Source organism: Streptomyces sp. NPDC021212, assembly GCF_044332925.1.
Taxonomy (GTDB): Bacteria; Actinomycetota; Actinomycetes; order Streptomycetales; family Streptomycetaceae; genus Streptomyces.
Window position 1 is genome coordinate 209,059 of sequence record NZ_JBIRPZ010000010.1, and the last position, 26,039, is coordinate 235,097.

The 26,039-nt window shown below is 72.3% G+C and carries 18 protein-coding genes; 12 read left to right on the forward strand and 6 right to left on the reverse strand.

Annotation, left to right across the window (positions count from 1 at the left end):
• Positions 1-71 precede the first annotated feature (71 nt).
• The 4 genes from ACH4SI_RS26855 to ACH4SI_RS26870 form a co-directional block, all read right to left on the reverse strand.
• Positions 72-314, reverse strand: coding sequence for a hypothetical protein (locus ACH4SI_RS26855; protein ID WP_398299851.1), 243 nt, complete (start codon positions 312-314; stop codon positions 72-74).
• Between the two features lie 49 nt (positions 315-363).
• Positions 364-2,043 carry an alpha-L-fucosidase gene (locus tag ACH4SI_RS26860; RefSeq protein WP_398299853.1) on the reverse strand — a complete coding sequence of 560 codons (1,680 nt, stop codon included), beginning with the start codon at positions 2,041-2,043 and terminating at the stop codon, positions 364-366.
• 308 nt (positions 2,044-2,351) lie between these two features.
• Positions 2,352-4,454: a 4-alpha-glucanotransferase gene (malQ, locus tag ACH4SI_RS26865; RefSeq protein ID WP_398299855.1), complete on the reverse strand. Its 2,103-nt coding sequence runs from the start codon at positions 4,452-4,454 to the stop codon at positions 2,352-2,354.
• The gene (locus ACH4SI_RS26870) at positions 4,454-4,711 is read right to left on the reverse strand and encodes a hypothetical protein (protein WP_398299857.1); all 258 of its coding nucleotides are present in this window, start codon (positions 4,709-4,711) and stop codon (positions 4,454-4,456) included. The genes malQ and ACH4SI_RS26870 overlap by 1 nt, the downstream gene beginning before the upstream one ends.
• A gap of 453 nt (positions 4,712-5,164) precedes the next feature.
• On the opposite strand from ACH4SI_RS26870, the gene ACH4SI_RS26875 reads away from it, so the two are divergent.
• Positions 5,165-8,155, forward strand: a complete 2,991-nt coding sequence (locus tag ACH4SI_RS26875) for a beta-N-acetylglucosaminidase domain-containing protein (protein WP_398300253.1) — start codon at positions 5,165-5,167, stop codon at positions 8,153-8,155.
• 73 nt (positions 8,156-8,228) lie between these two features.
• Here ACH4SI_RS26875 and ACH4SI_RS26880 read toward each other — a convergent pair whose 3' ends face one another.
• The gene (locus ACH4SI_RS26880) at positions 8,229-8,765 is read right to left on the reverse strand and encodes an HNH endonuclease (RefSeq protein WP_055552818.1); all 537 of its coding nucleotides are present in this window, start codon (positions 8,763-8,765) and stop codon (positions 8,229-8,231) included.
• A 414-nt stretch (positions 8,766-9,179) separates the two neighbouring features.
• Between ACH4SI_RS26880 and ACH4SI_RS26885 the strand changes: the two genes are divergently transcribed.
• A complete protein-coding gene (locus ACH4SI_RS26885) occupies positions 9,180-10,265 on the forward strand; it encodes a mechanosensitive ion channel family protein (protein ID WP_398299859.1) in 1,086 nt (361 codons plus the stop codon).
• Between the two features lie 31 nt (positions 10,266-10,296).
• On the opposite strand, the gene ACH4SI_RS26890 is transcribed toward ACH4SI_RS26885, so the two are convergent.
• The gene (locus tag ACH4SI_RS26890; protein WP_398299861.1) at positions 10,297-12,231 is read right to left on the reverse strand and encodes a protease pro-enzyme activation domain-containing protein; all 1,935 of its coding nucleotides are present in this window, start codon (positions 12,229-12,231) and stop codon (positions 10,297-10,299) included.
• Between the two features lie 229 nt (positions 12,232-12,460).
• Between ACH4SI_RS26890 and ACH4SI_RS26895 the strand changes: the two genes are divergently transcribed.
• From ACH4SI_RS26895 to ACH4SI_RS26940, 10 genes are all read left to right on the forward strand, one after another.
• Entirely contained in the window at positions 12,461-13,681 is a 1,221-nt protein-coding gene (locus ACH4SI_RS26895) for an ROK family transcriptional regulator (RefSeq protein ID WP_398299864.1), read from the forward strand.
• Between the two features lie 121 nt (positions 13,682-13,802).
• The gene (locus ACH4SI_RS26900) at positions 13,803-15,131 is read left to right on the forward strand and encodes an ABC transporter substrate-binding protein (RefSeq protein ID WP_398299866.1); all 1,329 of its coding nucleotides are present in this window, start codon (positions 13,803-13,805) and stop codon (positions 15,129-15,131) included.
• A gap of 11 nt (positions 15,132-15,142) precedes the next feature.
• Positions 15,143-16,096 (forward strand): carbohydrate ABC transporter permease, encoded by a 954-nt coding sequence (locus tag ACH4SI_RS26905; protein WP_398299868.1) that lies wholly within the window; start codon positions 15,143-15,145, stop codon positions 16,094-16,096.
• Positions 16,097-16,110: 14 nt separating this feature from the next.
• Entirely contained in the window at positions 16,111-17,016 is a 906-nt protein-coding gene (locus ACH4SI_RS26910) for a carbohydrate ABC transporter permease (protein WP_398299870.1), read from the forward strand.
• Positions 17,013-18,275 (forward strand): 6-phospho-beta-glucosidase, encoded by a 1,263-nt coding sequence (locus tag ACH4SI_RS26915; RefSeq protein WP_398299872.1) that lies wholly within the window; start codon positions 17,013-17,015, stop codon positions 18,273-18,275. Before ACH4SI_RS26910 ends, ACH4SI_RS26915 begins: the two co-directional genes overlap by 4 nt.
• Positions 18,266-19,405, forward strand: coding sequence for an N-acetylglucosamine kinase (locus ACH4SI_RS26920; RefSeq protein ID WP_398299874.1), 1,140 nt, complete (start codon positions 18,266-18,268; stop codon positions 19,403-19,405). Before ACH4SI_RS26915 ends, ACH4SI_RS26920 begins: the two co-directional genes overlap by 10 nt.
• 124 nt (positions 19,406-19,529) lie before the next feature.
• Positions 19,530-20,939 (forward strand): hypothetical protein, encoded by a 1,410-nt coding sequence (locus ACH4SI_RS26925; RefSeq protein WP_398299876.1) that lies wholly within the window; start codon positions 19,530-19,532, stop codon positions 20,937-20,939.
• A gap of 20 nt (positions 20,940-20,959) precedes the next feature.
• Positions 20,960-22,006, forward strand: a complete 1,047-nt coding sequence (locus tag ACH4SI_RS26930) for a glutamate ABC transporter substrate-binding protein (RefSeq protein WP_398299878.1) — start codon at positions 20,960-20,962, stop codon at positions 22,004-22,006.
• 201 nt (positions 22,007-22,207) lie between these two features.
• Positions 22,208-23,551 (forward strand): hypothetical protein, encoded by a 1,344-nt coding sequence (locus tag ACH4SI_RS26935; RefSeq protein WP_398299880.1) that lies wholly within the window; start codon positions 22,208-22,210, stop codon positions 23,549-23,551.
• A complete protein-coding gene (locus ACH4SI_RS26940; protein WP_398299882.1) occupies positions 23,544-26,036 on the forward strand; it encodes a tetratricopeptide repeat protein in 2,493 nt (830 codons plus the stop codon). Before ACH4SI_RS26935 ends, ACH4SI_RS26940 begins: the two co-directional genes overlap by 8 nt.
• Positions 26,037-26,039: the final 3 nt, after the last annotated feature.

Sequence of the window (26,039 nt, forward strand, 5' to 3'; positions counted from 1 at the left end):
GCCCCCGGCCGGTTCGGCCAGGGGCGCCCTCGCAGCGCCGTACAGCGCTTTCGTCTCTCGCTCGCCCGTCGTCAGTCGGTCTGCTGACGGGACTTCTTGTCACCCAGCATGACGAGGCCCGCGATCACCAGGAAGAGCACGATCGGGGCGACGACGAAGAGACCCAGCGTCTCGGCGACGCTCAGGCCCGGACCCGGGTCGTCACCGTCGTCGCGGGTGAGCGCGAACGCGGGGGACGACATCAGCTGCATCGCCGTCGTCGCGGCGATGACGGCACCGGCGCGCACGGCGTTCTTTTTGACCTTGTTGCTCACACGCTCAAGTTATCGGACGCCTGTGGGCGGCGCGTGCGCGGGGTGGCCCTTAAGGCCCTTCCGCCCGGTGGACGGTCACCGGCAGCAGCCGTGGCGTCGCGCGGGCCCCCTGGACCTTCACCCGCACCGCGTCGGCGGTCACCGCCGTGGGCAGCGCCAGGATGCGGCGCGCGCCGATGGTGGTGCCGGAGGCGATGTCCCGCCAGGCGCCCGCCGTCCGTGCCTGCACGGTGAACGCCTCGACCCGCTGCCCGTACCGGATGTCCTCGCCGAGCCGCACCCGGTCGAACGTCACGGACCCGCCACCGGTCGGCAGGGCGGAGCCGTAGGTGTTCCGTACAGCCGTGCCGAAGGCGGTGAGCGACGCGACGTCGGCGTCGTCGATCCGGCCGTTCTTCGCGGGCGGGACGTTGAGCAGCAGCGAGGCGTTGCGGCCCACACTGCGCTCGTACAGCGACATCAGCTGCGCGGCCGTCTTGGGGCGCTCCGCGGGGTGGTGGAACCAGCCGGGGCGCAGCGAGACGTCCGCCTCGGCCGGATACCACTGGAGGTACCTCACGCCGGGGGCGGTCAGCTTCGCCCGGGAGCCGATGTCGGCGTCGGTCGAGTCGTTGGGCAGCCCCCCGCCGATCACGGTCCCGGGGTCGACGGCGGACGGCGCCACCGACCACTCCGTCTCGCGGGCCACGCCGCTCTCGTTGCCCACCCAGCGCACGCCCTGGGCGCCCTGGAAGACGACGGTGTCCGAGGAGAGGGCGCGGATCAGCCGGAACCAGTTGGCGACGTTGTACTTCTGCGTGACCCCGGCGCCCGACCAGGGGTTCGCGCCGTCCAGCCAGAACTCGTCGACGGGGCCGTACTGGGTGAGGATCTCGTAGATCTGGTTGAGGTAGTACGCGTCGTAGTCGTCGGCCATGAAACGGAAGCTGGGCAGCTTGCCGGAGGCGACGTCGGCGGCGCGGTCGTCGCCGGGCACGAGGGTCGGGATGGTGCGCTCGGTGGGCGTGCTGCCGTTTCCGTACCGCCCCTGGCCCGCGGGCGCGCGGCCGGCGTCCTCCAGCGCCATGCGCTCCGGCAGCGACAGCTGTTCGCCGTTCGCCTGCTTCTGGCGGACCTTCTCGACCCACTGGGCGTGCCAGGCGTGCGGCAGTTCGGCCCCGTCGGCGGGCGAGAGGTACACCCCGACCCTCAGCCCTGCGGCGCGGGCCGCCTTCGTGTACGCCCCGAGGACGTCCCCGTCGGGGTTCCGCCCGCCGGGGCCGCGGGTCCACCAGGGGCTGGCGGCCACGTCGTGGTCCGTGTAGCGGCTGGGGTAGAGCGTGAAGCCGTCGTGATGCTTGGCGGTGAGCATGACCTGCTCGGCTCCGGCCGCCTTGTAGGCGCCCATCCACTGGTCGAAGTCGAGCGCGGCGGGGTCGAACAGCTTCTCGTCCTCGGTGCCGGAGCCCCATTCGCGGTTGGTGAAGGTGTTCATGCCGAAGTGGGTGAAGGCGGTGACCTCCCGCTGCTGCCAGGCGAGCTGGCCGGGGGTGGGGACGGTGTGGACGGCCTTGTCGATGATGCGGGTGGGGGTGTCGCAGGTCTCGATGACGTGCGCCGGGGCGTTGGTGATGGGGGCGTCGCAGTTGTCCTGGGCGGCCGCGCCGCCCATGGGTATCAGCGTCGCTGCGGCGGCCATGGTGGCGAGGGCGAGGGTGCGGAGTCTTCGGGCGGGTCGTCGTCCGGACATGGGGCCCCTCCGATATGCGGTTGTGTCCATGACACCTCTTCCCCCACCCCGCCCGTTCCCGAACCGGGGGCACGCCCCCGGCCCCGGGCCGTACCTGGCGACGGTCTCGCGGCCGGGTGCGGCCCGGTGGCCGGTTTGTGCCCACCCGTTCCTCCCCCAGCTACCGCTGGGAGGTGCCCCCTCTGCGGAACAGTTGCCCACACACCGGGGCGACGGGGTCCAGGGGCGGAGTCCCGGCGGGGGTGCGGGGCCGGAGCCTCTGCGTTGGGGGGGCTTGCCCCCGGGTTCGGGGAGGGGCGGGGTGGGGGCTAGGTCCCCTTTGCCAGGGTCGTCATCAGGGCGTGGAGGCGGGGGGAGGACGCCAGGGCCTCCAGGGTCATCGGGCGGCCCGCCGCGTCGGCGATCGGCAGTCGCCAGTTCGGGTACTGATCCCACGTGCCCGGCAGGTTCTGCGGTCGCCGGTCCCCCACCGCGTCGGGGAGCCACACGCCCACCATCCGCGCGGGCGTGCGCAGCAGGAAGCGGTGGACGGCCCTGATCGTGGCCTCCTCGTCGCCCGGCCCCTCCGGCAGCAGGCCGAGCCGCCCCAGCAGCTGCGTCCACTCGGCGACCTCGGCCGCCTCCGCGGCGCGCTCCTCGGCGAGCGAACCCCCGAGCAGGCCCAGGCGGTGGCGGAGGGCGACGTGGTCGCCCGTGAGCCGGGCCGCGGTGCTGGGGAGGTCGTGCGTGGTGGCCGTGGCCAGGCAGTCGGCGCGCCATTCCCCGGGGGCCAGCGGACGGGCGGCGCCGTCGCCGTTCCAGTCACGTTCGAACCACAGCACCGACGTCCCGAGCACGCCCCGCCCGGCCAGCGCCTCCCGTACGCCGGGCTCGACGGTCCCCAGGTCCTCGCCGATGACGGCGGCTCCCGCCCGGTGTGCCTCCAGGGCGAGCACGCCGAGCATGGCGTCCGCGTCGTACCGCACGTACGTGCCCTCGGTCGGCGGCCGGCCCTCCGGGACCCACCACAGCCGGAACAGGCCCATCACATGGTCGATGCGCAGCGCCCCCGCGTGCCGCAGCAGGCCGCGCAGCAGCTCGCGGTACGGGGCGTAGCCGGTGGCGGCGAGGGCGTCGGGGCGCCAGGGCGGGAGGCCCCAGTCCTGGCCGCGGGAGTTGAAGGCGTCGGGGGGCGCGCCGATGGACATACCGGAGGCGAAGACGTCCTGGAGGGCCCAGGCGTCGGCGCCGGAAGGGTGGACTCCGACCGCCAGGTCGTGCACCAGCCCGATGCCCATGCCCGCGTCGAGCGCCGCGCGCTGGGCGGCGGCGAGCTGGCCGTCGGTGAGCCAGGCGAGCCAGGAGTGGAAGTCGGTGCGGTCCAGGTGCTCGCCCCGGGCGCGGGCGGTGCGGGCGGAGCGCGGGTCGGCCAGGCCGTCGGGCCAGCCGCGCCAGTCGGGGCCGTAGGTCTCGGCGAGGGCGCACCACAGGGCGTGGTCCTCCAGGGCCTGGCCGCGCTCGGCGAGGAAGTCGCAGTAGGCGGCGCGGCGGCCAGGGCCGAGGGGGACGGCCCGTACCAGCTCCAGGGCCTCCCGCTTGAGGGCCCATACCGCGTCCCGGTCGATCAGGGCGCCGTCGTGCAGGACGGACGTACGGAGCGCCGCCGCGGCCTCCAGCAGCCGGTCGGCCCGCTCGCGGGCGGCGCCGCCGAGGTGGGCGTACTCGGGCACGTTCTCGACCCGCAGGTGGACGGGGTCGGGGAAGCGGCGCGAGGAGGGGCGGTAGGGGGAGGGGTCGGTGGGGGCGGCCGGGGTGCCGGGCACCGCCGAGTGCAGCGGGTTGAGCTGGATGAATCCGGTGCCGAAGGCGCGCCCGGACCAGGCGGCGAGGTCGGCCAGGTCGCCGAGGTCGCCCATGCCCCAGGAGCGGGCGGACAGCAGCGAGTAGAGCTGGACGAGGAAGCCGTGGCTGCGGGCCGGGGGCGACGGCATCCGGTCGGGGGCCACGATGAGGGCGGCGGTGGCGGTGCGCCCGTCGGGGGCGTGCGCGGTGAGGGTGTGCGTACCGAGGGGTAGGTCCGCGCCCGGCCGCCACGGCGTACCCGCGGGTAATAACGGGCGTTCGGCGGCCGCCGGCCCCCACCCGCGTGGCGCGCCGTCCTCGGTGCGCACGCGCAGCTCCGTGCCGTCGGGCAGGGCCTGGCGCGGCGCTCCGCCAGGGCGCAGGACCACGCAGGGGGGCAGCAGCCGGTCGCGCTGCCGGGCCTCGTGCCGGTCCAGCGCGTCGTTCACTGATCGGGGGGTGGAGGCGTCCACGCCCAGCGCGGCGAGTACGGCCACGACGGTGTCATCGGGCACTTGGACGGTGCGGCCCGGGGCGGGCTCGTAAGAGGTGGCGACACCGTGCAGCTCGGCGAGCCGCGCTCTGCCCATCAGTACTCCATCGGCCCCATGGCTGCGCCCGCGCCGGCCCCGGCGGCGACCGGCTCACTGGTCAGGGGAAGTTCGGTGGCGAGCGGGGGCTCGCTGGTCAGGGGAACGTTGTCGGCGAGTGGGGGTTCGCTGGTGAGGGGCGCCTCGGTGGCGACACCGGACCCGAAGCCGTTCAGTCCGCACAGTCCGCAGTCGGGGTCGGAGACCCCGGCGAACGGGTCCGGCTCGCGCACGGCTTCGGGCACGGGTTTGGACATGGCGGCGGGGAGAAGAGCTGACGCGGCCACACGGACCTCCGTGGGGTGTCGGCAGTGTGTCAATGACGAGCCCTACCCACTCAATCCGGCCGCAGACGTAAACGACACCCGGACGTGCCGTACATCACACCCGCGAGACAGGCGATTTCGCGGCCGAGAGGGGTCGGGAACACAGAGCTTACGGACAGAGCCCTCCTTCATCCGTCAGACTTGCGGAGGCGACACGACGGCGCGCAGGGGGGCGGACCGCAGGGGGCGCACATCCGTCGGCACCACCGTGCTTGCGGCATTGCCGACAGCTCGGTCAAGCGCGTTGACACTCTCACCGGCGCACTGGTGGGCTCGTCGCCGATTGGCGCCTTTTGCGGCCGATACGACGGGGCCAGCTAGCTGAATCGAGGAGACGCCGTGCACTTCCGGGGGAAGAAGCCGAGGGCAGTGGGGGCGACGGCCATGGCGGCCGCGGTCATCGGCGGATTACTCGGCGGCGCCCAAGGGGCGAGCGCCGCGCCCGTGGATCCCGGCACCGCCGGGGCCTCCACACCGGACCGGAAGAGCACCGGGGACGTACCGCCCGTCTGGCCACGGCCGCAGTCGCTGCGCGCACAGGGGACGGATGTGGCGATATCCAGCGAGGCCACGCTGGTCGCCGACGGCGACGCCGATCCGTACGCGCTGGACGCGCTGCGCGCCCTGCTGCACGACGCGGGGGTGCGTACGGTCAACGAGGCCACCCCGGGCGGCGCGCCCCCGGCGCGCGGGCTCGTGGTGCACGCCGGAGGCAAGGGCGCGCAGAGCGCGTTACGGGCGCTGCGGGCGCCGGAGCGCGGCGACCTTCCGTCCGGCGGCTACCGGCTGGCCACCGGCCGGGTGGACGGGCGCGCCACGGTCGCGCTGGACGGCGTCGGGCCGGACGGCCTCTTCCACGCCGTCCAGACGCTGCGCCAGCTGCTCGTCCAGCGGACCGGGCAGGACGCCAAGGACGCCAAGGCCTTCGCCGGGGTCACCGTCCGCGACTGGCCCGGTACGGCGGTCCGCGGCACCACCGAGGGCTTCTACGGCTCCCCCTGGTCGCAGCGGGACCGGCTGGCCCAGCTCGACTTCATGGGCCGCACCAAGCAGAACCGCTACCTCTACGCGCCCGGCGACGACCCGTACCGCCAGGCCCGCTGGCGCGATCCGTACCCCGCCGAGCGGCGCGCGGAGTTCCGCGAGCTGGCCACCCGGGCCCGCAGCAACCACGTGACCCTCGGCTGGGCGGTCTCCCCCGGCCAGGAGATGTGCTTCTCCTCCGACAGCGACCTGAAGGCGCTGCTGAAGAAGGTCGACGCCATGTGGGCGCTCGGGGTGCGCTCCTTCCAGCTCCAGTTCCAGGACGTCAGCTACAGCGAGTGGCACTGCGGCAAGGACGCCGACACCTTCGGCTCCGGCCCCGAGGCGGCCGCCAAGGCGCAGGCCAAGATGGCCAACGCGCTCGCCCACCACCTCGCCGGGCGCCATCCGGACGCGGCCCCGCTCTCGCTGATGCCGACCGAGTACTACCAGGACGGCGACACCGATTTCCGGCGCGCCCTGGCCGCCGAGCTGGACACCGCCGTCGAGGTGGCCTGGACCGGCGTCGGGGTGGTGCCCAGGACGATCACCGGCGGTGAGCTGGCCGACGCCCGGTCCGCCTTCGGCCACCGGCTGGTGACCATGGACAACTACCCGGTCAACGACTATGCCCAGGACCGGATCTTCCTCGGCCCCTACACGGGCCGGGACCCGGCCGTGGCCACGCAGTCCTCCGCCCTGCTGGCCAACGCCATGGAGCAGCCGACCGCGTCCCGCATCCCGCTGTTCACGGCGGCCGACTTCGCCTGGAACCCGCGCGGCTACCGCCCCCAGGAGTCCTGGCAGGCGGCCATCGACGACCTGGCCGGACCGGACGGCAGGACCCGCGCGGCGCTGCACGCGCTCGCCGGGAACGACGCGTCCTCGGTACTCGGCGGCGACGAGTCCGCGTACCTGCGCCCCCTGACCGACGCCTTCTGGTCGGCGGTCGGCCGTACGGACGTGGAGCGGCTGGACCGGGCGGCGGACCGGCTGCGCGCGGCGTTCGCCACGATGCGCGACGCCCCCGAGCGGCTGTCCGGGACGCTGGGCGACGACGTACGGCCCTGGCTCGACCAGCTCGGGCGCTACGGCGACGCGGGCGTCCGGGCGGTGGACATGCTCACCGCCCAGGCGCACGGCGACGGCGACAAGGCCTGGACCGCCCGGCTGGCGGTGGAGGGGCTGCGCGAGAAGATCTCGGACAGCCGGGTCACGGTGGGCAAGGACGTGCTGGACCCCTTCCTGAAGAAGGCCCTGACCCAGGCCGACGACTGGTCCGGCGTGAAGCGGTCGGGCAAGGAGAGGCTCCGCACCCACGAGGCCGACCACGCGGCCGCCGACGGCAAGGCGACCACCACGGTCGCCTCGTCGGGCGAACCGGTCACGGTGCGTTTCGGCCGCACCCGCCCGCTGTCGTCGGTCTCCGCGCTCACCGGGCGGTCAGCGGAGGGCTCGGGCACCGTCGAGGCCCATGTGCCGGGCGAGGGCTGGCGCAGGCTCGGCGCGCTGGCCACGGACGGCTTCACCCAGGTCGGCGCCAAGGGCGTACGGGCCGACGCGGTCCGGCTCAGCTGGGCGGCGGGGAGTACCCCGCCCACCGTGCACGAGATAGCCCCCTGGTTCGCCGACACCCCGGCCGCCGAGCTGCGGCTGTCGCGCGCATCGGTGGACGCCGAGGTCGGCGGCCGGTCGGCGACCGTCCAGGCCGAGCTGACCTCACTGCGCCCGGGCGATGTGAACGACAAGCTCACGCTGCGCACCCCGCGCGGCATCACGGCCCGGGCCCCCGAGGGGGTGACGGCCCCGCGCGGGGCCACGGCAACCGCCCGTATCGAGATGTCGGTCGACAAGGACACCAAGCCGGGCACGTACGCCGTCCCGGTCCGCTTCGGGTCCGAGCAGCGCATGCTGAGCGTCCGGGCCCTGCCCCGCACCAGCGGCCCCGACCTGGCCCGCGCGAAGGGCACGAAGGCGACCTCGTCCGGCGACGAGACCCCGGACTTCCCGGCGTCCGCGGCCGTCGACGGCGACTCCGGGACCCGCTGGTCCTCCCCCGCCGAGGACGGCGCGTGGCTCCAGCTCGAACTGGCCCGCCCGACCCACCTCGGGCGGCTCGATCTGCGCTGGCAGGACGCGTACGCCTCGCGCTACCGGGTCCAGGTCTCGGCCGACGGCCGCACCTGGCGTACGGCGGCGACCGTCACCGACGGCAAGGGCGGCCGGGAGATGGTGGGGGTGGACGCCCCGGACACCCGGTTCGTCCGGATCCAGGGCATCGAGCGCGGCACCCGCTTCGGCTACTCGCTCTGGTCGGTCGCGGCGTACGCGGTGGAGAAGGGCAAGGGCTGAAAAACCTCTCGGTTCTCCCCCAGCGGCCGGCTGAGGGGAGAACCGAGCCCTGAAAAAGCACCAGCCCGGTATCTCAGGCGGATTTGCCGTCGATCCGGGCCATCGCGTCGTCCGCGCCGAATGCCTCCAGGTATGGCAGCCAGCGCGGGTCCCTATGGCCGGTGCCGATGATGCGCCAGGCGAGGCCGGACGGCGGCGCGGGTTGATGGCGCAGCCGCCAGCCGATCTCGGCGACGTGCCGGTCGGCTTTGACGTGATTGCACCTGCGGCAGGCGGCGACCACGTTCTCCCAGGTGTGCTGCCCGCCACGGCTGCGCGGGATGACGTGATCGACGCTGGTTGCGACGCCACCGCAATAGGCGCATCTGCCGCCGTCGCGGGCGAACAGGGCGCGGCGGGTGAGCGGGACGGGCCCGCGAAAGGGCACCCTCACGAAGCGCTTCAGCCTGACGACGCTGGGAGCGGGGATCGCGCGGGTTGCGCTGTGCATCAGGGCGCCTGAGTCCTCGAGGCTGACGGCCTTGTCGTTGAGGACGAGAATGAGCGCGCGGCGGAGCGGTACGACGCCGAGCGGCTCGTACGACGCGTTGAGGACCAGGACATGCGGCACGGATGCCTCCTTGTACGCCGGCGGCGCGTGGCTCGCGCCGGGACGATCTCACCCAGTTTCCCCTGAACCCTGGCCGGAACGCCACTATCACCGGGTTAACGGTTGAGAGGCATTTCCGCGTACCGCACGTATACGACCCGAGCACACTGCACAGAGGCCCACCAGAGCTTCGCCGGAGTGGCAAGAATCACGGTCCCGGGCGGTCCGGGGTCCGCCCCGGCGATCACCGGGTCCCGGGCGGCGGCGGAAACCGCGAGCTGAGGCCGGTCCCCCTGCTTTCGTGCGCCCCCCGGCGCGCTCGCGTGCTCTCGAACACAGGAACGGCGCTTTCCCGCGCCCCGCTACTGTGTGAAGGAATTGCGCGTGCGCCATCCGCGCGCCGCGCGGGCATGCCGCACACGAAGGGTTTCCGCTGTGTTCTGGTCCGCTGCTCTGGCCGCTGACTCGACGCCTCGTCCCACGACCCCGACGCTGGACGATGCGCACAGGAGCGCCACCAACGCTGCGGGCTGGGTGGAGGAGAACTGGTCCACCTGGCTCAGCGTGGGGCTGCGCATAGCCCTGATCCTGGTGATCGCGTTTGTGCTCCGGTCCGTCGTACGGCGGGGAATCACCAAGCTGATAGAGCGCATGAACCGCACGACCCCGGCCGGGAACGGCACCGCGCTCGGCGGACTGCTGGTCAACGTCGAGCGGCGGCGACAGCGGTCCGCGGCCATCGGCTCGGTACTGCGCTCGGTCGCCTCGTTCACGATCATGGGGACCGCGGGACTGATGGTCCTCTCCGCCCTCCAGATCAATCTGGCGCCGCTGCTCGCGAGCGCCGGTGTGGCGGGCGTGGCAATCGGTTTCGGCGCCCGCAACCTGGTCACCGACTTCCTCTCGGGAGTCTTCATGATCCTCGAGGACCAGTACGGGGTGGGCGACTCGATCGACGCGGGGGTGGCCTCCGGCGAGGTGATCGAGGTCGGCCTGCGGGTCACCAAGCTGCGCGGGGACAGCGGCGAGATCTGGTACGTCCGCAACGGCGAGGTCAAGCGGATCGGCAACCTCAGCCAGGGCTGGGCGACGGCCGGGGTGGACGTCCAGATCCGCGCCGACGAGGACCTGGACCGGGTCCGCGCGGTGATCAGCCAGGTCGGAGTGGACATGGCCAAGGACGAGCCGTGGAACGAGCGGCTGTGGGAGCCGATCGAGGTGCTGGGGCTCACCGCGGTCTACCTGGACTCCATGGTCGTCCAGGTCTCGGCGCGGACCATGCCGGGCAAGGCGCTCGGGGTCGAGCGCGAGCTGCGCTGGCGGATCAAGAAGGCGCTGGACGAGGCGGGCATCCAGCTGGTCGGCCACCCGTCCGAGCCGAACCTGGCGACGGACGCGGCCGACCCGACGGCGTCCATGACCGCGCCGTCCGCACTGGCCAACCCGGAGTCGCCGCAGTCCGCGGCGGCCAGCCCCCTCACGCCGCCCGCCACGACGACACCGCCCGCCCCCTCGAAGTGAGAGGACGGGCGGCTCAGCGCCAGGCGGCGGCTCAGCGCCGGTGCGCCCCGTACGACGCCAGGTATCCGGCGGCCGGGGTGCCCACCCCGGTCACGTCGTCGTAGCCCACGACCGCGCTCAGCGAGCTGTCGCGGCCGAGGCTGCGCAGCGAGGTGACCAGGCCGTCCGAGGCGTCATGGCTGTTGACGTAGTCGACCCGGACCACGCCGAGCGAGACCCCGGCACCCAGCGGATGGTCGGTCACGTCGTGGTACGAGGCGGTGCCGTACCGGCCGTACAGCGACGGGTTGGCGAAGCCGAGGGGCCGTCCGCCGCCCGCCTGCTGGGCCAGCGCCTGAACCCCGGCGATCACCGGGGCGGCCAGCGAGGTGCCGCCGATGCGGTATTCGCCGTACTGGAGCGAACCGTCGGGGAAGGTCTGCGTCTGCCCCACCAGGAAGCCGGTGTTGGGGTCGGCGACGGCCGCGACGTCCGGGGTGACGCGCTGCTTGGCGCTGCCGCCGTTCGCCTTGGCGAGCGCGTCGGGCACCACACCGCGCTGGTAGAACGGCTGCGGCACGGTCTTGCTGGTGCCGCCTCCGGCGCCCGAGGTGAACGCGCCGGGCAGGGAGTTCCAGTTGGCGCCGTCCGCCGTCAGGGTGGACTTGGTGGTGCCCCAGCCGGTCTCCCACTGGTACGTGTTCCCCTTGCCGACGGCCAGTGAGGTGCCGCCGACCGCCGTCACCCACGCCGAGTTGGCGGGGGTGTCGACCTGCTTGGTGCCGGTGGAGGCGACGTTGTCGCCGTTGTCGCCGGAGGAGAAGTAGAAGCCGATGCCCTCGACCGCGCCCTGCTGGAAGATCTGGTCGTAGGCGAGCGCGAGGTCCGGGGTCTGGTGGGCCTCCACATCGCCCCAGGAGTTGGAGACGATGTCGGCCAGCCGGTTGTCGACGACCTTGGCGAGCGCGTCCAGCAGATCGTCGTCCGTGCAGGACGCGCCGCCGACGTACGTGATGTCGGACGCGGGCGCCAGGGCGTGCACGGCCTCGACGTCGAGGGTCTCCTCGCCGTACCAGCCGCTCGCGTCGCACTCCTCGGTGTGCCGGTACTCGGCGGGGAGCACCTGCGTCAGCTGGCCCTTGCGGTAGCCGGGGTCGCCGTTGCTCCGCGCGTAGCGGGCGGCGTCGGCGGCGATGGTCGGCGAGGCGTAGGCGTCGGTGATGGCGACCGTCACGCCCTTGCCGGTGTTGCGGCTCTTGGCACCGTAGGCGGCGCGCAACTGCTTGCCGGTGTAGCCCTTGACGGCGTACGGCTGCTTGGCGCCGTACGCGGAAGGCAGGCTCTTGTCGGTCCGGGAGCCGTAGTAACTGGAGAACGGCCCGGCGTTCTTGAAGACCGCTCCGGGCGGCGGCAGCGTCTCCCCCTGGGTGGCCATGTGCTTCGCCCGCTTGGGCGCGTTGTCCAGGCCGACGACGGTGAGGACGGCGCCGTCCAGCGAGGCGGGCACGGTGGCGGCCTTGGCCGGGGCCCGGTAGACCTTGCCGTCCTTGGCGTAGTTGTGCAGCTGGGTGCCGAACGCCTTCTCGGCGGCGGCCACTTTACCGGTCACCGAGAGGTAGTGCTGGTTGTGGCCGGTGACGGTGAGTCCTGAGCCCCGCAGCCAGGTGGTCACGGCGTCGGTCTGCTGCCGGGTCGGCCCGAACCGTGCCCGGGTCTGCCGCGCCGTCAGGTACCTGCGGTAGCTGGGCGAGGAGGGGTCGGACACGGCGGCCGCGTAGTCGGCGAGCCCCTTGGCGTCCCGCCCGGCGAGGTAGACGCGCGCGGTGACCTTACCGCTGTCGGCGGCGGCACCCCGGTCCGAACGCGCCGTGGCCCAGCCGGGCTTGGTCGCGCTCAGGGTGTCCCGGTCGGACGGTGCGGAGTCGGCCCGGGCGGCGGGTATGCCCGCTACGAGCGCACCGGCGGCCAGCGGCAGTGCCGTTGCCATCACCAAGGCCGTGCGTATACCGAAAGAAGAGGATCTCACGTAGCCCCCTGTGAATGATCCATATGGTCGATAGGCCACTCTCTCGGTGTCTTGTCCATGCCAGGTCCATGTCTTCGCCAAGAAGACGCCAAATCCGGATGCTCACCCCCATTGACGCCACCCCGGAAGCGCCCTACCTTCCTCTTCATCAATAGGAAAGTTTCTTAACAGAGTGAGGCGGGGCACCACCATGGCCGCACCACCCCCCGGCAACCCCAACGGCACCCCCGGGACCCCCCGGGTCCTGCGCGCCATGAACGACCGGGCCGCGCTGGACCTGCTGGCCGCGCACGGCCCGCTCACCCGGACCCGGCTCGGGGAGCTGACCGGGCTGTCCAAACCGACCGCCTCGCAACTGCTGACGCGCCTGGAGTCCGCCGGTCTTGTCCGGCCGACCGGCAACGTGACCGGCCGGCCCGGGCCCAACGCCCAGCTGTACGAGATCAACCCGGCCGCCGCCCATGTCGCGGCGCTCGCCGTCGACCAGGAGGGCATCACCGCCGCCGTCGCCGACATCACCGGCCAGGTGGTCGGCGAGCACCGGGTGACCGCCCCCACCACCGACGAGTCCCTGACCGGCCGCACCGCGGAGCTGGTGGCCGAGGCCGTCGACGGCGCCCTGGCCGCGGCCGGGCTCGACCGGGCCGACCTGCACGGGACCGTCATCGGCACCCCCGGCGCCCTCGACCCGCGCACCGGGACCCTGCGCTACGCACCGCATCTGCCCGGCTGGCAGTCGCGCGCCCTGCGGGACGAGCTGGCCGAGGTGCTGCACACCCCGATCGTCATCGAGAACGACGTCAATCTGGCGGCCGTCGCCGAACAGCACCACGGCACCGCCCAGGACTTCGACGACTTCGCCCTCGTCTGGGCCGACGAGGGGGTCGGCGCGGCCATCGTGCTCGGCGGCACGCTGCTGCGCGGGGCCACCGGCGGAGCGGGGGAGATCGGCTACATGCCGCTGCCGGGGGCGCCGCTCGCCCGCGGCGGGCCGGACGCCGCGGCCGCGCCGGACGGCGGCGGCGGGTTCCAGAAGCTGGTCGGCTGTCCCGCCGTCGTGGAACTGGCCCGGGAGCACGGCATCGAGGCACCCACGGCCGCCAAGGCGCTGACCGCCGCACTGCGCACCCCGGGGGCGGGCGACGAGGTGCTGACCGAGCTGGCCCGGCGGCTGGCCACCGGGCTCGCCTCCGTCGTCGCGGTGGTCGACCCGGAGCTGGTGGTGCTGTCGGGGGAGGTCGCGCAGGCCGGTGGGGAGCGGCTGCGCGAGCTGGTCGAGACCGAGCTGACGGGGCTCGCGCTGCCCCGGCCGGAATTGCGGATCAGCGATATCGAGGGGGACCCGATACTCATCGGCGCGCTGCGTCAGGCGGTCACCGATGCCCGTAACACCGTTTTCGACACCGCATGAGAATGACCGTTCCCGCCTGAACCGTTCCCGCCTGAACCTTGTTCGGGCCGAGCTCCTTTTCTCATCCGGCGCCCGCACCGCCGCTTCCCCTGCCGTCCCCCGCAGTAAAGGAAGTATCCCCATGCCCCGAATGCCGGCTGTCCTCGTCTCGGTACTGAGCGCCGGTGCCCTGCTGCTGACCGGATGCGCCAATCCCAGCACCGGCAGCGCGACCGACGATCCGACCAAACCCGTCACGCTGAAGTTCTGGCACGGCTGGTCGGAGAAGAAGGAGGTCAAGGCGATCGATGCCAGCATCGCCCGGTTCGAGGAAATCCATCCCAACATCAAGGTGAAGATCACCGGCAACGTCACCGACGCCACCTTGAACCAGGCGCTGCGGGCCGGCGGGAACGACGCTCCGGACGTCGCCTCGTCGTTCACCACCAACAATGTCGGACAGTACTGCTCGTCCGGGATGTGGGCGGACCTGGACCCGTTCATGAAGAAGACCGGAATGGACAAGAACAAGGTCTTCCCCAAGACTCTGCTGGACTACACCAGCTACGACGGCGACCAGTGCGCGCTGCCGCTGCTGGCCGACGCGTACGGCATGTACTACAACAAGGACGCGTTCCGGGAAGCCGGAATCTCCCGGCCGCCGCGCACCATGTCGGAGCTGAAGCGGGACGCCGTCAAGCTCACCAAGCGCACCAAGAACGGCGGTTACGAGCGGGTCGGCTTCATGCCGAACTTCCGGCTCTACCAGAACAGCCCGGACCGCCTCTTCGCCCAGTGGGGCCCGACCTACTTCGGCAAGGACGGAAAGGCGCGGCTGGCGAAGGGAAGCGCCGCCAAGGACTTCTTCGCCACCACCCGGGATCTGGTACGGAGCCAGGGCGGCTACGGCCCGCTGGAGAAGTTCCGTACGTCCTTCGGCGACGAGATGTCCTCCCAGAACGCCTTTCTCACCGGGAAGCTGGCCATGCACATGGACGGCGAATGGCGCGGCCTCTACATGAAGGGCGCAAAATTCAAGTGGGGCACCGCTCCCCTGCCGGTGCCCGACGACCAGCCCGAGACATACGGCCGGGGCTATCTCACCGGAACGGTGGTCGGCATAGGGCACAGCAGCAAACACCAGAACGCGGCGTGGGAACTGGTGAAGTTCCTGACCGCCGACACGAACCAGGTCGTCTCCTTCGCCAACGCCATCCACAACGTACCGTCCACCAAGGCCGCACTCGCCTCCCCCAGGCTCGATCCCGACCCCACCTTCCGCGCCTTCCTGGACATCGCGCAGAACCGATACAGCACCGCCCTGCCCGCCTCGATCAACGGCGGCCAGTACGTGGTCTCCCTCCAGGACTTCTCCTACGGCGTCGAGGAGGGCAAGGTGCACGACCTGGCCAAGGGCCTGCGGGAACTCGACAAGGAAATCGACGCCGACAATCTCCAGGCCCAGAACTGACGGAGCGCGACATGGCCACAGTGACGAACTCCCCCGCCCTGCGCCGCAAGGCCGCGCGCGAGCGGCTGCGCACCCTCGGTTTCCTCTCCCCCTGGCTGGTCGGTTTCACCGTCTTCTTCGGCTATCCGCTGGTCGCCACCGTCTATTTCTCGTTCATGCACTACAACCAGATCGAGGCCCCGACCTTTGTGGGGCTGCGGAACTGGCGGTACGTGTTCGAGCAGATGCCGTTGTTCGGCCCGGCGCTGTGGAACACGCTCTGGCTGGTCGTGGTGATGGTCGCGCTGCGGGTCGTCTTCGGTCTCGGCATCGGTCTTCTGGTCACCAAGGTCAAGGCCGGGGTCGGTTTCTTCCGCACCGCGTTCTACCTTCCGTATCTGGCTCCCCCGGTGGCGGCCACCGTCGCCTTCGTCTTTCTGCTCAATCCCGGCACCGGCCCGGTGAACGACATTCTCGGATCGATCGGGATCTCCGCCCCCAACTGGTTCAACGACCCGACGTGGGCCAAGCCGTCGCTCGTCCTGCTGTCCCTGTGGGGCATCGGCGACCTCATGGTCATCTTCATGGCGGCACTGCTGGACGTGCCGAAGGACCAGTACGAGGCGGCCGACCTGGACGGCGCGAACGCGCTCCACAAGTTCCGCTATGTGACCTGGCCGTCGATCACCCCGATCGTGATGTTCGCGGTCGTGACGGGTGTCGTCCAGACCATGCAGTACTACACCCAGGCGCTGGTGGCCGGAAAGCTCGCCTCCGGCGTCAGCATCGGGCCCGGTTCGGTCATCCAGCCCGGCTATCCCGACCACTCCACCCTCACCGTGCCGCAGCTCGTCTACTCGCTCGGCTTCCAGAACTTCAACACCGGGGCCGCCTGCGTGCTCTCGCTCGTGCTCTTCGCGATCGCGATGGCAGTGACGACGCTGCTGATGCGCCGGCGCGCCGGCCTGCTGTCGGCCGAGGACTGAGAGGACCGTCCGCCATGACCGCAACCACCACCCTCACGGCACCCTCCGCACCCGTCCGTCCCCACACCCGGCCCTCCCCCGCCCCGGCCGCCCGCCGCCGCGCCGCGCTCCACTGGATCGCCGTGCACACGGTCGCCATCGCCGCGGCGCTCTTCTTCCTGCTGCCGTTCGTCTTCGTCTTCCTGACCGCCGTGATGAGCGACGAGCAGGCGATGAGCGGCGCCCTGTGGCCCACCGAATGGCACTGGTCGAATTACGCCGACGTCTTCCGGACCCCCGGTTTTCTCGACTGGTGGCGCAATTCGCTGATGTACGCGGTGCTCGGCACCCTGTTCACGCTCTGCTCGTCCATCCCGGTCGCGTACGCGCTCGCCAAGTTCCGCTTCCGTGGCCGCCGTACCGCCATGCTCCTGGTCATCTCGACGATGATGCTTCCGCCGCAGGTCATCGTAGTGCCCATGTATCTGGTCTGGGCCCAGCAATTCCACCTGTCGGGCTCGCTGTGGCCCCTGATCATCCCGATGGCCTTCGGCGACGCGTACTCCATCTTCCTGCTGCGCCAGTTCCTGCTGACGATTCCACGGGAGTACCTGGAGTCGGCGAGGGTCGACGGCTGCGGGGAGTTCCGTACCCTGCTGCGCATCATCGTTCCGATGGCCAAGCCGGGCATCGCGGCCGTCGCGCTCTTCCAGTTCTTCTACTGCTGGAACGACTACTTCGGCCCGCAGATCTACGCCGCGCAGAACCCGGCCGCCTGGACGCTCAGTTACGGGCTGGAGAGCTTCAAGAGCGCGCACAGCGTCAACTGGAATCTGACCATGGCCGCGACACTGCTGGTCATGGCCCCCGTCATCATCGTCTTCTTCTTCGCTCAGAAAGCCTTCGTCGAAGGCGTCACACTGACAGGAGTCAAGGGTTGAAACTCGCAGTCGTGGGGGGCGGGTCCACCTACACCCCCGAACTCATCGACGGGTTCGCCCGGTTGCGGAATGTGCTCCCCATGGAGGAACTGGTCCTGGTCGACCCGGCCACGGACCGGCTGGAGCTGGTCGGCGGGCTCGCCCGCCGGATCTTCGCCAGGCAGGGCCATCCCGGGAAGATCTCCTGGACGGACGACCTGGACGCGGGCGTGGACGGCGCCGACGCGGTGCTCCTCCAGTTGCGCGTCGGCGGCCAGGCCGCGCGCAACCAGGACGAGACCTGGCCGCTGGAGTGCGGCTGCGTCGGCCAGGAGACCACCGGCGCGGGTGGGCTCGCCAAGGCGCTGCGTACCGTCCCGGTGGTGCTGGACATCGCGGAGCGGGTGCGCCGCCGCAACCCGGACGCGTGGATCGTGGACTTCACCAACCCGGTCGGCATCGTGACCCGGGCGCTGCTGACGGCCGGGCACCGGGCCGTCGGCCTGTGCAACGTCGCCATCGGCTTCCAGCGCAAGTTCGCGAAGCTGCTGAACGTGGCGCCCGGGGACGTGACGCTGGAGCACGTCGGCCTCAACCACCTCACCTGGGAGCGGTCGGTGCGCATCGGCGGGCCGGACGGCGAGGACGTGCTGCCCAAGCTGCTCGCCGAGCACGGTGCGGCGATCGCCGACGATCTGCGGATGCCGCGCGACCTGGTGGACCGGCTGGGCGTCGTCCCGTCCTACTACCTGCGCTACTACTACCAGCACGACGCCGTCGTACGGGAGCTGCGCACGAAGCCGTCGCGGGCGGCGGAGGTCGCGGCGATCGAGCGCGAGCTGCTGGAGATGTACGGCGACCCCGCGCTCGACGAGAAGCCGGAGCTGCTGAGCCGGCGCGGTGGCGCGTTCTACTCGGAGGCGGCGGTCGATCTGACCTCGTCGCTGCTGCGCGACAGCGGGGAGGTCCGCATCGTCAACGCGTTCAACGGCGGCACCCTGCCCTTCCTGCCCGACGACGCGGTGATCGAGGTCCCGGCCACCGTGGACGCTCACGGCGCGAAGCCGCTCCCGGTACGCCCCCTGGAGCCGCTGTACGCCGGGTTGGTCGCCCATGTCACGGCGTACGAACACCTGGCGCTGGAGGCAGCGTTGAAGGGCGGGCGGGAGCGCGTCTTCCAGGCGCTGCTCTCCCACCCCCTCATCGGCCAGATCGACTGCGCCGAGAAGCTGACCGACGACCTGATCGCGCACAACCGGGAGCACCTGGCGTGGGCCTGACGCAGTCCGAACCGGCCGGTTCCGCACCGGCCTCCACCGCCTCCACCGCGGGGCGGCCGTCCGTGCTGGCGATCGACGCGGGCAACAGCAAGACCGACGTCGCGCTGGTCGGCCCGGACGGAACCGTGCTCGGCACGGCCCGCGGCGGCGGCTTCCGGCCGCCCGTCGTGGGCACCGAGCGGGCCGTCGGCGGGCTCGCGCGGCTGGTGGAGGAAGCGGCGCGGCGGGCCGGTGGCTCCGGCCCGCCGCGGGTCGGGCACGTCTCCGCGTGCCTGGCCAACGTCGATCTGCCGAGCGAGGAGGAGCAGCTGACGGAGGCGCTGACCGGCCGCGGCTGGGGCGACACCCTCACGGTCGCCAACGACATCTTCGCGCTGCTGCGGGCCGGGGTCGCGGACGACGGCGAGCCGACCGGCGTCGCCGTCGTCTGCGGCGCCGGCATCAACTGCGCCGGTCTTGGCCACGGCGGGCGCACCGCCCGCTTCCCCGCCATCGGGCGGCTCTCCGGCGACTGGGGCGGCGGGGGCTTCCTGTCGGAGGAGGCGCTGTGGTGGGCGGCGCGCGCGGAGGACGGCCGGGGCGAACCGACCGAGCTGGCCCGCGCCCTCCCCGCGCACTTCGGCCTGACCACGATGTACGAGCTGATCGAGGCCGTCCACCTGGGGCGGTTGGAGCCGTCCCACCGCTATGCGCTGACGCCGGTGCTCTTCGCGGTGGCCGCGGGCGGCGACGCGGTCGCGCGCGCGATCGTCGACCGCCAGGCGGAGGAGGTGGTCACGATGGCCACGGTCGCGCTGACCCGGCTGGGCCTGCTGGCCGAGGAGACGCCGGTGATCCTGGGCGGCGGGGTGCTCGCGGCCCGGCATCCGCAGCTGGACGACCGGGTCCGCGAACTCCTCGCGGGGCGCGCCCCGAAGGCCGCACCCCGGGTCGTCACGGCCCCGCCCGTGCTCGGTGCGGCGCTGCTCGGCCTGGACCGCACCGGCGCGCCACCCGCGGCGCACGCCCGGCTGCGCGGACACTACGACGAGGATGCGCGGGCTCAGGGCACGCGAACGCAGCGTGTGCGAACGGGCGTCACGGAAACTGACGGTGACGACATGGGAACCGGGGGTCCTTCCGGAGCGTAATCAGAGTGGGGAGGAAAGATCGCGGTCCGAGCAAGATCCAGGCAAGACCGGTGACCTTGGCGGGGGGCGCGGTCCATACTTCTGCGGACAGTGACCGTGGGGTCCGGACCAAGGGGGAGGTCTTGTGTCACACCTGTCGACCACCGGCAGACCCGCGCCGCCGCCCGCGCCCGCGGCCCCGCCGCGGACCGCGTGGCGAGAGGGCGTGGACCGGTTGCGGGCCGGTGCCACGACCGAGCCCGGGCGGCTGCGGATCATCGGAGCCGTGCTGGCCGCGCTGGTGGTGGCGTTCGGGGCGGTGACGGCCTGGCAGGTCTCCGACCGGGAGACCGCGGCCGACGCGGTGGCCGAGCACAGCCAGCCGCTGAGCGCGGATGCCGCCCGGATCTATCGCTCGCTGGCCGACGCCGACACCACGGCGGCGAGCGGCTTCCTCGCGGGCGGCCAGGAGCCCGCCGCGGTCCGTCGGCGGTATGAGCGGGACATCGACACCGCGTCCGAGCTGCTGGTGCGCGCCGCGGCGAACACGGAGGGTTCGGCCTCGGCACGCGCCGAGATACGGAAGATCAGCCAACTGCTGCCGGTCTACACGGGGCTGGTCGAGTCCGCGCGAGCCAACAACCGCCAGGGGCTGCCGCTGGGCGGCGCGTATCTGCGGTATGCGAACGACACGATGCGCACCCGGCTGCTGCCCGCCGCCGACCGGCTGTACGAGGCGGAGACCGCCCGGCTCGGCGAGGACTACGGGGACGCGAAGTCCTGGCCATGGGCGGCGATAGGGGTGGGCGTGGTCGCGCTGGCCGCCCTGGGCTGGGCCCAGCGCCGTAACTACCGGCGGACCAACCGGGTGTTCAACCACGGTCTGCTGGGCGCGTCCGCCGCCGCCACGGTGGTGCTGGTGTGGCTGGTGGCCGGCCATGCCCTCGCCCGCGCCGATCTGAACGAGTCCGACGACCATGGGGCGAAGTCCCTGCGGGTGCTCAACGAGGCGCGGATCGCCTCGCTGCGGGCCCGCGCCGACGAGAATCTGACGCTGGTCGCGCGCGGCGCGGTCGTCGTCGACAAGGACGGCGCCAACAAGGGCAAGGACGCCTACGAGGTCAGCTACGCCTCCCGGATGGCCGGGCTCGTCGGCAGCGGATCCGGCGACCGTCCCGCCGGGGGCAGCCTGCTGGACCGGGCGCATGATCTCGCGGACGACGGCGGCGGCCGGGAGCCGGTGGAGGCGGCCACCACGGCGGTCCGCGCGTGGCAGGCCCGCCACAAGGCGGCGCGCAGCGCCGATGACGCGGGCGACTACAAGGAGGCGCTGGAGAAGGTCATCGGCGCCAAGGACAGCTCGGGCGAGTCCTTCGACCGGGTGGACGACGAGCTGGCGAAGGCGCTGGGCCATGAGCAGCGGCAGTTCCAGGAGGCGGCCGACGGCGGGCGCGGGGCGTTCACCGGGATGGCGGTCGGGGCCGGGGTGCTGGCGGCGCTGGGCGCGGCGGGCGCGGTCCTGGGCATAGGCCGCAGGCTGTCGGAGTACCGGTGACGGCGATGGGGGGAAGAGACATGCGACCGACACGACCACGTTCCGCGCGACTGCGCTCGGGCGTCGCCGCGGTGGTGTGCGCCCTCGGGGTGACCACGGCCATCATGGTGCCCGCGCTGGTGGACGGCGGGAGCGACGCCCCGCGGTCCCAGCCGTCCGACCGATCCCACGTGGGGCCACACGGCATGGGCGCCGGTTCCGAGGCGGCGGCGGAGAGCTGCGAGAAGCCGGAGGCGAGCCTGCGGCCCTCAGGGGCGAGCGGCCCGGCCATCAAGCGGATCAAGGAACGGAAGATCCATGGGCACAAGGTCGGCAAGCTGATCGCGGGCGTCGACCAGAACAGCTACCGCTGGGGCTATCGCGACCCGGCCACCGGTGAGCTGACCGGGTTCGACATCGACCTCGTGCGCGCGATCGCCAAGGACATCTTCGGCGATCCGGACGCGGTCATCTACCGCACCATTCCGACCAGTCAGCGCATCAAGGCCCTCCAGCAGGGCAAGGTGGACATCGTGGTGCGCACCATGACCATCAACTGCGACCGGATCAAGGACGTGGCCTTCTCCACCGCCTACTTCCAGGCCGGACAGCAGGTGCTGGTCCCCGACGGCTCGTCCATCACCGGCTACAACTCGACCCTGCGCGGCAAGAGGGTCTGCACAGCGCAGGGTTCGACCGCCGAGGCCGTGCTGGACGAGCCGGAAAAGGGCGCCAAGGCACTCGGCGCGATCAAGGTGAAGCCCGTTCCCAACCAGCTGGACTGCCTGGTCAGGCTGCAGATGGGTCAGGTGGACGCGGTGATCACGGACAATGCGCTGGCGGCTGGCCAGGCCGCCCAGGACCCCTCCGTCAAGCTGGTCGGCCCCCGATTCACCGACGAGCTGTACGGCGTGGCGATGAACAAGAACGACGACGACCTGGTACGCCGGGTCAACAAGGTCCTGGAGGACTACCGCAGAGGCGGCGCCGCCAGTCCCTGGCAGCGCGCCTACCGCACCTGGCTCGCGGACGATTTCGGCAGGACACAGCGGAACCCGGCACCTCCGGATCCCATGTACAAGGACTAGAGGGGCCAAGGACTAGAAGGGCCAGAAATTGAGGAGCCAAGAACCAGAGGGCACAAGGAGCCGACGACCGGCGGGGAGCCGAGCATCACGGACCGGCAAGGATTAGCGCCCGGTTCATACGCGTAGGGATGTCGCAGCAGACGGCAGACGGCAGACGGATCACGCCTGACGGATACGGACACGGACTCGGAGAGGTGATCGATGGGGGTCCCGGGACCCTTCCCCGGCACCGCGGGGACACCCGAGGGGCCGGCCATGGGCCGCGAAGAGGTGGACCGTGCGCTGGCGAGGCTCGGCGCCGAGCACGAGGCGATCGAGACGTCGCTGCTCGCCCTCCAGGACCACGCGGGCAGAAGGCTGCTCGAGGGCGCCGAGCTGACGGGCGTCACCAAGGACCGGTGGGCCACCACCGAGCAGGCCATCTCCCTTCTGTGGAGCTATTTCGACGCGTACACGGACGCCCTCCAGCGCGCCCGCGAGGTGCGCTCCCGACACCGCTGGTCCACCCCGGGCGAGTTGGCCGAGCTGACCGAGTTGCTGCGCGGCCCCGGTATCACCCTGCCCAGCACCGCCACCATCACCGGATCGCCGCTGCTCAGCGAGCAGTTGAGCCTGGAGCGGCTGGTCGACCGGATGAACCGCTGGTATGCCGAGGCGCTGGACGTCATCGTCACGGCCGACGCCGTGTGGTCCGCGTTGCCCGCCCGGATCGACATGCTCTCCGCCGAGCTGCACCGCACCCGTTCGCTCGCCCACTCGGTCGGGGTGCGGCCCGGGGATCACCCCTCGGGCGACGATCTGGAGCAGATCACCGCCGAGCTGACCGCGCTGCGCGCCGAGGTGGTCTCCGATCCGCTCGCCTTCTGGAAACCGGCCGCCGGCAGCTCGGCGCCCGGCGGCGGCAGCCCGGACACCGTCCGCTACGACCGCGCCGCCCGTGCGCTGGACGACGTGCGGCGCGAGATCGAGGCCGTCCTGGACGTCCGGCAGGACGCGGAGCGGCGTCTGATGCGGCTGCGCGATGTGCTGTCCCGCGCCGACCGCACCCTCGCGGAGGCCCGGCAGGCACGCGGTGAGGTGCTGGCGAAGATCGCGGCCTCCGAGGTGCCCGCGGTCAGCGGCCCGCCGACCGCCCTGCACGAGCAGCTGGTCACGGCCGCGGACTACCGCCGGCGCGCCCAGTGGCACCGGCTCTCCCCGCTGCTGGAGAGCCTGGAGCAGCGCGCCGACGACGAACTGCTGCGCGCCCGCGAGTCGTTGACGGCGGTGACCGCGCCGCTCGCGGTCCGCGCCGAGCTGCGCGGCCGGCTGGACGCGTACAAGGCGAAGGTCGCCCAGCACGGTATGGCGGAGGATCCGTTGCTGGTGGAGCGGTACGACGCGGCGCGCCGGATGCTGTGGAGCGCCCCGTGCGATCTGCGCGTCGCCGAGCAGGCGGTCCTGCGCTACCAGCGGGCGGCCGCCGAGGCGCTGGTGCCCCGGCAGCAGGACACCGCCGGTCACGGCGCCGCCGAGCACGGCAGCGAGGGGGAGCGGTATGAGTGACACGGTCACCTGTCAGCGGCGCGACTGCGGCGGGGCGTACGAGGACGTGGGCGGCGGCGAGCTGTACTGCGACACCTGCGGGATGGCCCCGGTGGTCTCCCCGCAGGGCATGGTGAGTTCACCGCCCACCGGCGTCGCGGGCGGCGGAGGCCGCGGCTCGGGCCCGTCCCGCTCGTCGTCGGCCCGCTCCTCCTCGCGTGCGTCCCGGCCATCCCGGTCGTCGTCGTCCCGGCGCTCGGTGTCCGGGCGGCTGTCCCGCACCTCCTCCGGGCGCTCCTCGCGTTCGGTCTCGGTGCGCGGCTCCGGCTCCTCCTCGGCCGCCTCGGGGCGGAACGCGCTGGGTGCGGGCCTGGTCAGCGTCCCGGGGGTGCCGCGCCCCGATCCGCGGACGGCGGTCCTGGCCAACCCCGAGGTGCCGGAGCGGAAGCGGTTCTGCAGCCGGGGCGACTGCGGGGCGCCGGTGGGCCGCGCGCGCGGCGACCGGCCGGGCCGCACCGAGGGTTTCTGCACCAAGTGCGGTCACCCCTACTCGTTCGTGCCGAAGCTCGGCCCCGGCGACATCGTGCACGGGCAGTACGAGGTGGCCGGCTGTCTGGCGCACGGCGGGCTCGGCTGGGTCTATCTGGCCATCGACCGTGCGGTGTCGGACCGCTGGGTGGTGCTCAAGGGCCTGCTGGACACCGGTGACGAGGAGGCGCTGGCGGCCGCGGTGTCCGAGCGCCGCTTCCTCGCCGAGATCGAGCACTCCAACATCGTCCGGATCTACAACTTCGTCGAGCACCTCGACCAGAACACCGGCAGCCTCGACGGCTACATCGTCATGGAGTACGTCGGCGGCAAGTCCCTCAAGGACATCGCCAACGAGCGGCGCACCCCGGACGGCAGGCGCGATCCGCTGGCGGTCGAGCAGGCGTGTGCGTACGGGATCGAGGCGCTGGAGGCCCTGGGTCATCTGCACAGCCGCAACCTGCTCTACTGCGACTTCAAGGTCGACAACGCCATACAGCAGCAGGATCAGCTCAAGCTCATCGACATGGGCGCGGTCCGCCGGCTGGACGACGAGGACAGCGCCATCTACGGCACGGTCGGCTACCAGGCCCCGGAGGTCGCCGAGCAGGGTCCCTCGGTCGCTTCCGACCTGTACACGGTGGCCCGCACGCTCGCGGTGCTCACCTTCGACTTCCAGGGCTATACGAACGTCTTCGTCGACAGCCTCCCGGACCCCGAGCACATCGAGGTCTTCCGGCGGTACGAGTCGTTCTACCGGCTGCTGGTGCGGGCCACCGACCCCGACCCGGAGCGCCGGTTCTCCTCCGCGCAGGAGATGTCCGACCAGCTGACCGGCGTACTGCGGGAGGCCGTGGCGCTGCAGACCGGGCGGCCCCGGCCGGCGCTGTCGACGCTCTTCGGGCCGGAGACCCGGGTGGTGGACACGGCGTTGTTCGCCGAGCAGGGCCAGGATCCGTCCCTGCTGGGCGGGCGGACCGCGGACCGGGGCGCGCCGCCGGGCGGCCCCGTACCGCCGCAGGGCCCGCCGGCCCTGCCGCTGCCCGCCATCGCGTCGCTGGACACCCGGGCCACCGCCCTCGCCCTGCCCGTGCCGCTGGTGGATCCGTCCGATCCCAACGCCGGTTTCCTGGCCGGGCTGCTGTCCGCCCCGCCCGCCGAGGTCGGCGCGGCGCTGCACACCGCGCCGGTCGACTCGCCCGAGCTGCGGCTGCGCCGGGTGCGCGCCCTGCTGGAGCTGGGGCAGGCGCAGGAGGCGGGCGTCGCGCTGACGGGGCTGGAGGCCGCGTACCGCGACGACTGGCGGATCGTCTGGTACCGGGGGGTGCACGCGCTGGCCATCGGCGACCACGAGACGGCCGCGCTGTCCTTCGACGCCATCTACGACGCGTTCCCCGGGGAGCCCGCGCCGAAGCTGGCGCTCGGCGTCTGCGCCGAGGTGCTGGGCCAGCTGGACAACGCGGCAGAGTACTACCGGCTCGTGTGGACGACCGATCCGAGCTTCGTGAGCGCCGCGTTCGGGCTGGCCCGGGTCCGGCTGTGCTCCGGGGACCGGGCGGAGGCGGTGCGGGTGCTGGAGTCGATTCCGGAGTCGTCGATCCACTACACGGCGGCCCGGGTAGCCGCGGTCCGGTCCCGGCTGCGCCAGCGTGCCGCGCGGGAGGCGCTGTTCGCCGATCTGACGGCGGCAGCCCTCCAGGTGGAGCGGCTGGGCGAGTTCGGCCTCGACGCGGTGCGGCGCGAGCGGCTGTGCACGGAAGTCCTGGGCATTGCGCTGGATTGGGTACTGTCCGGCAGCAGCGGCGCGCCGCCGGGCCAGGCCCGGCCGCCGCTGCTCGGCAGCAGCCTGGACGAGCGCGGGCTGCGGTTCGGACTGGAGCGCTCGTACCGGGTACTCGCCAGGCTCGCGCAGCGCGGCGAGGAAAGGATCGAACTGGTGGAGCGGGCCAACCGCTACCGCCCCAGGACGTGGGTGTGATCG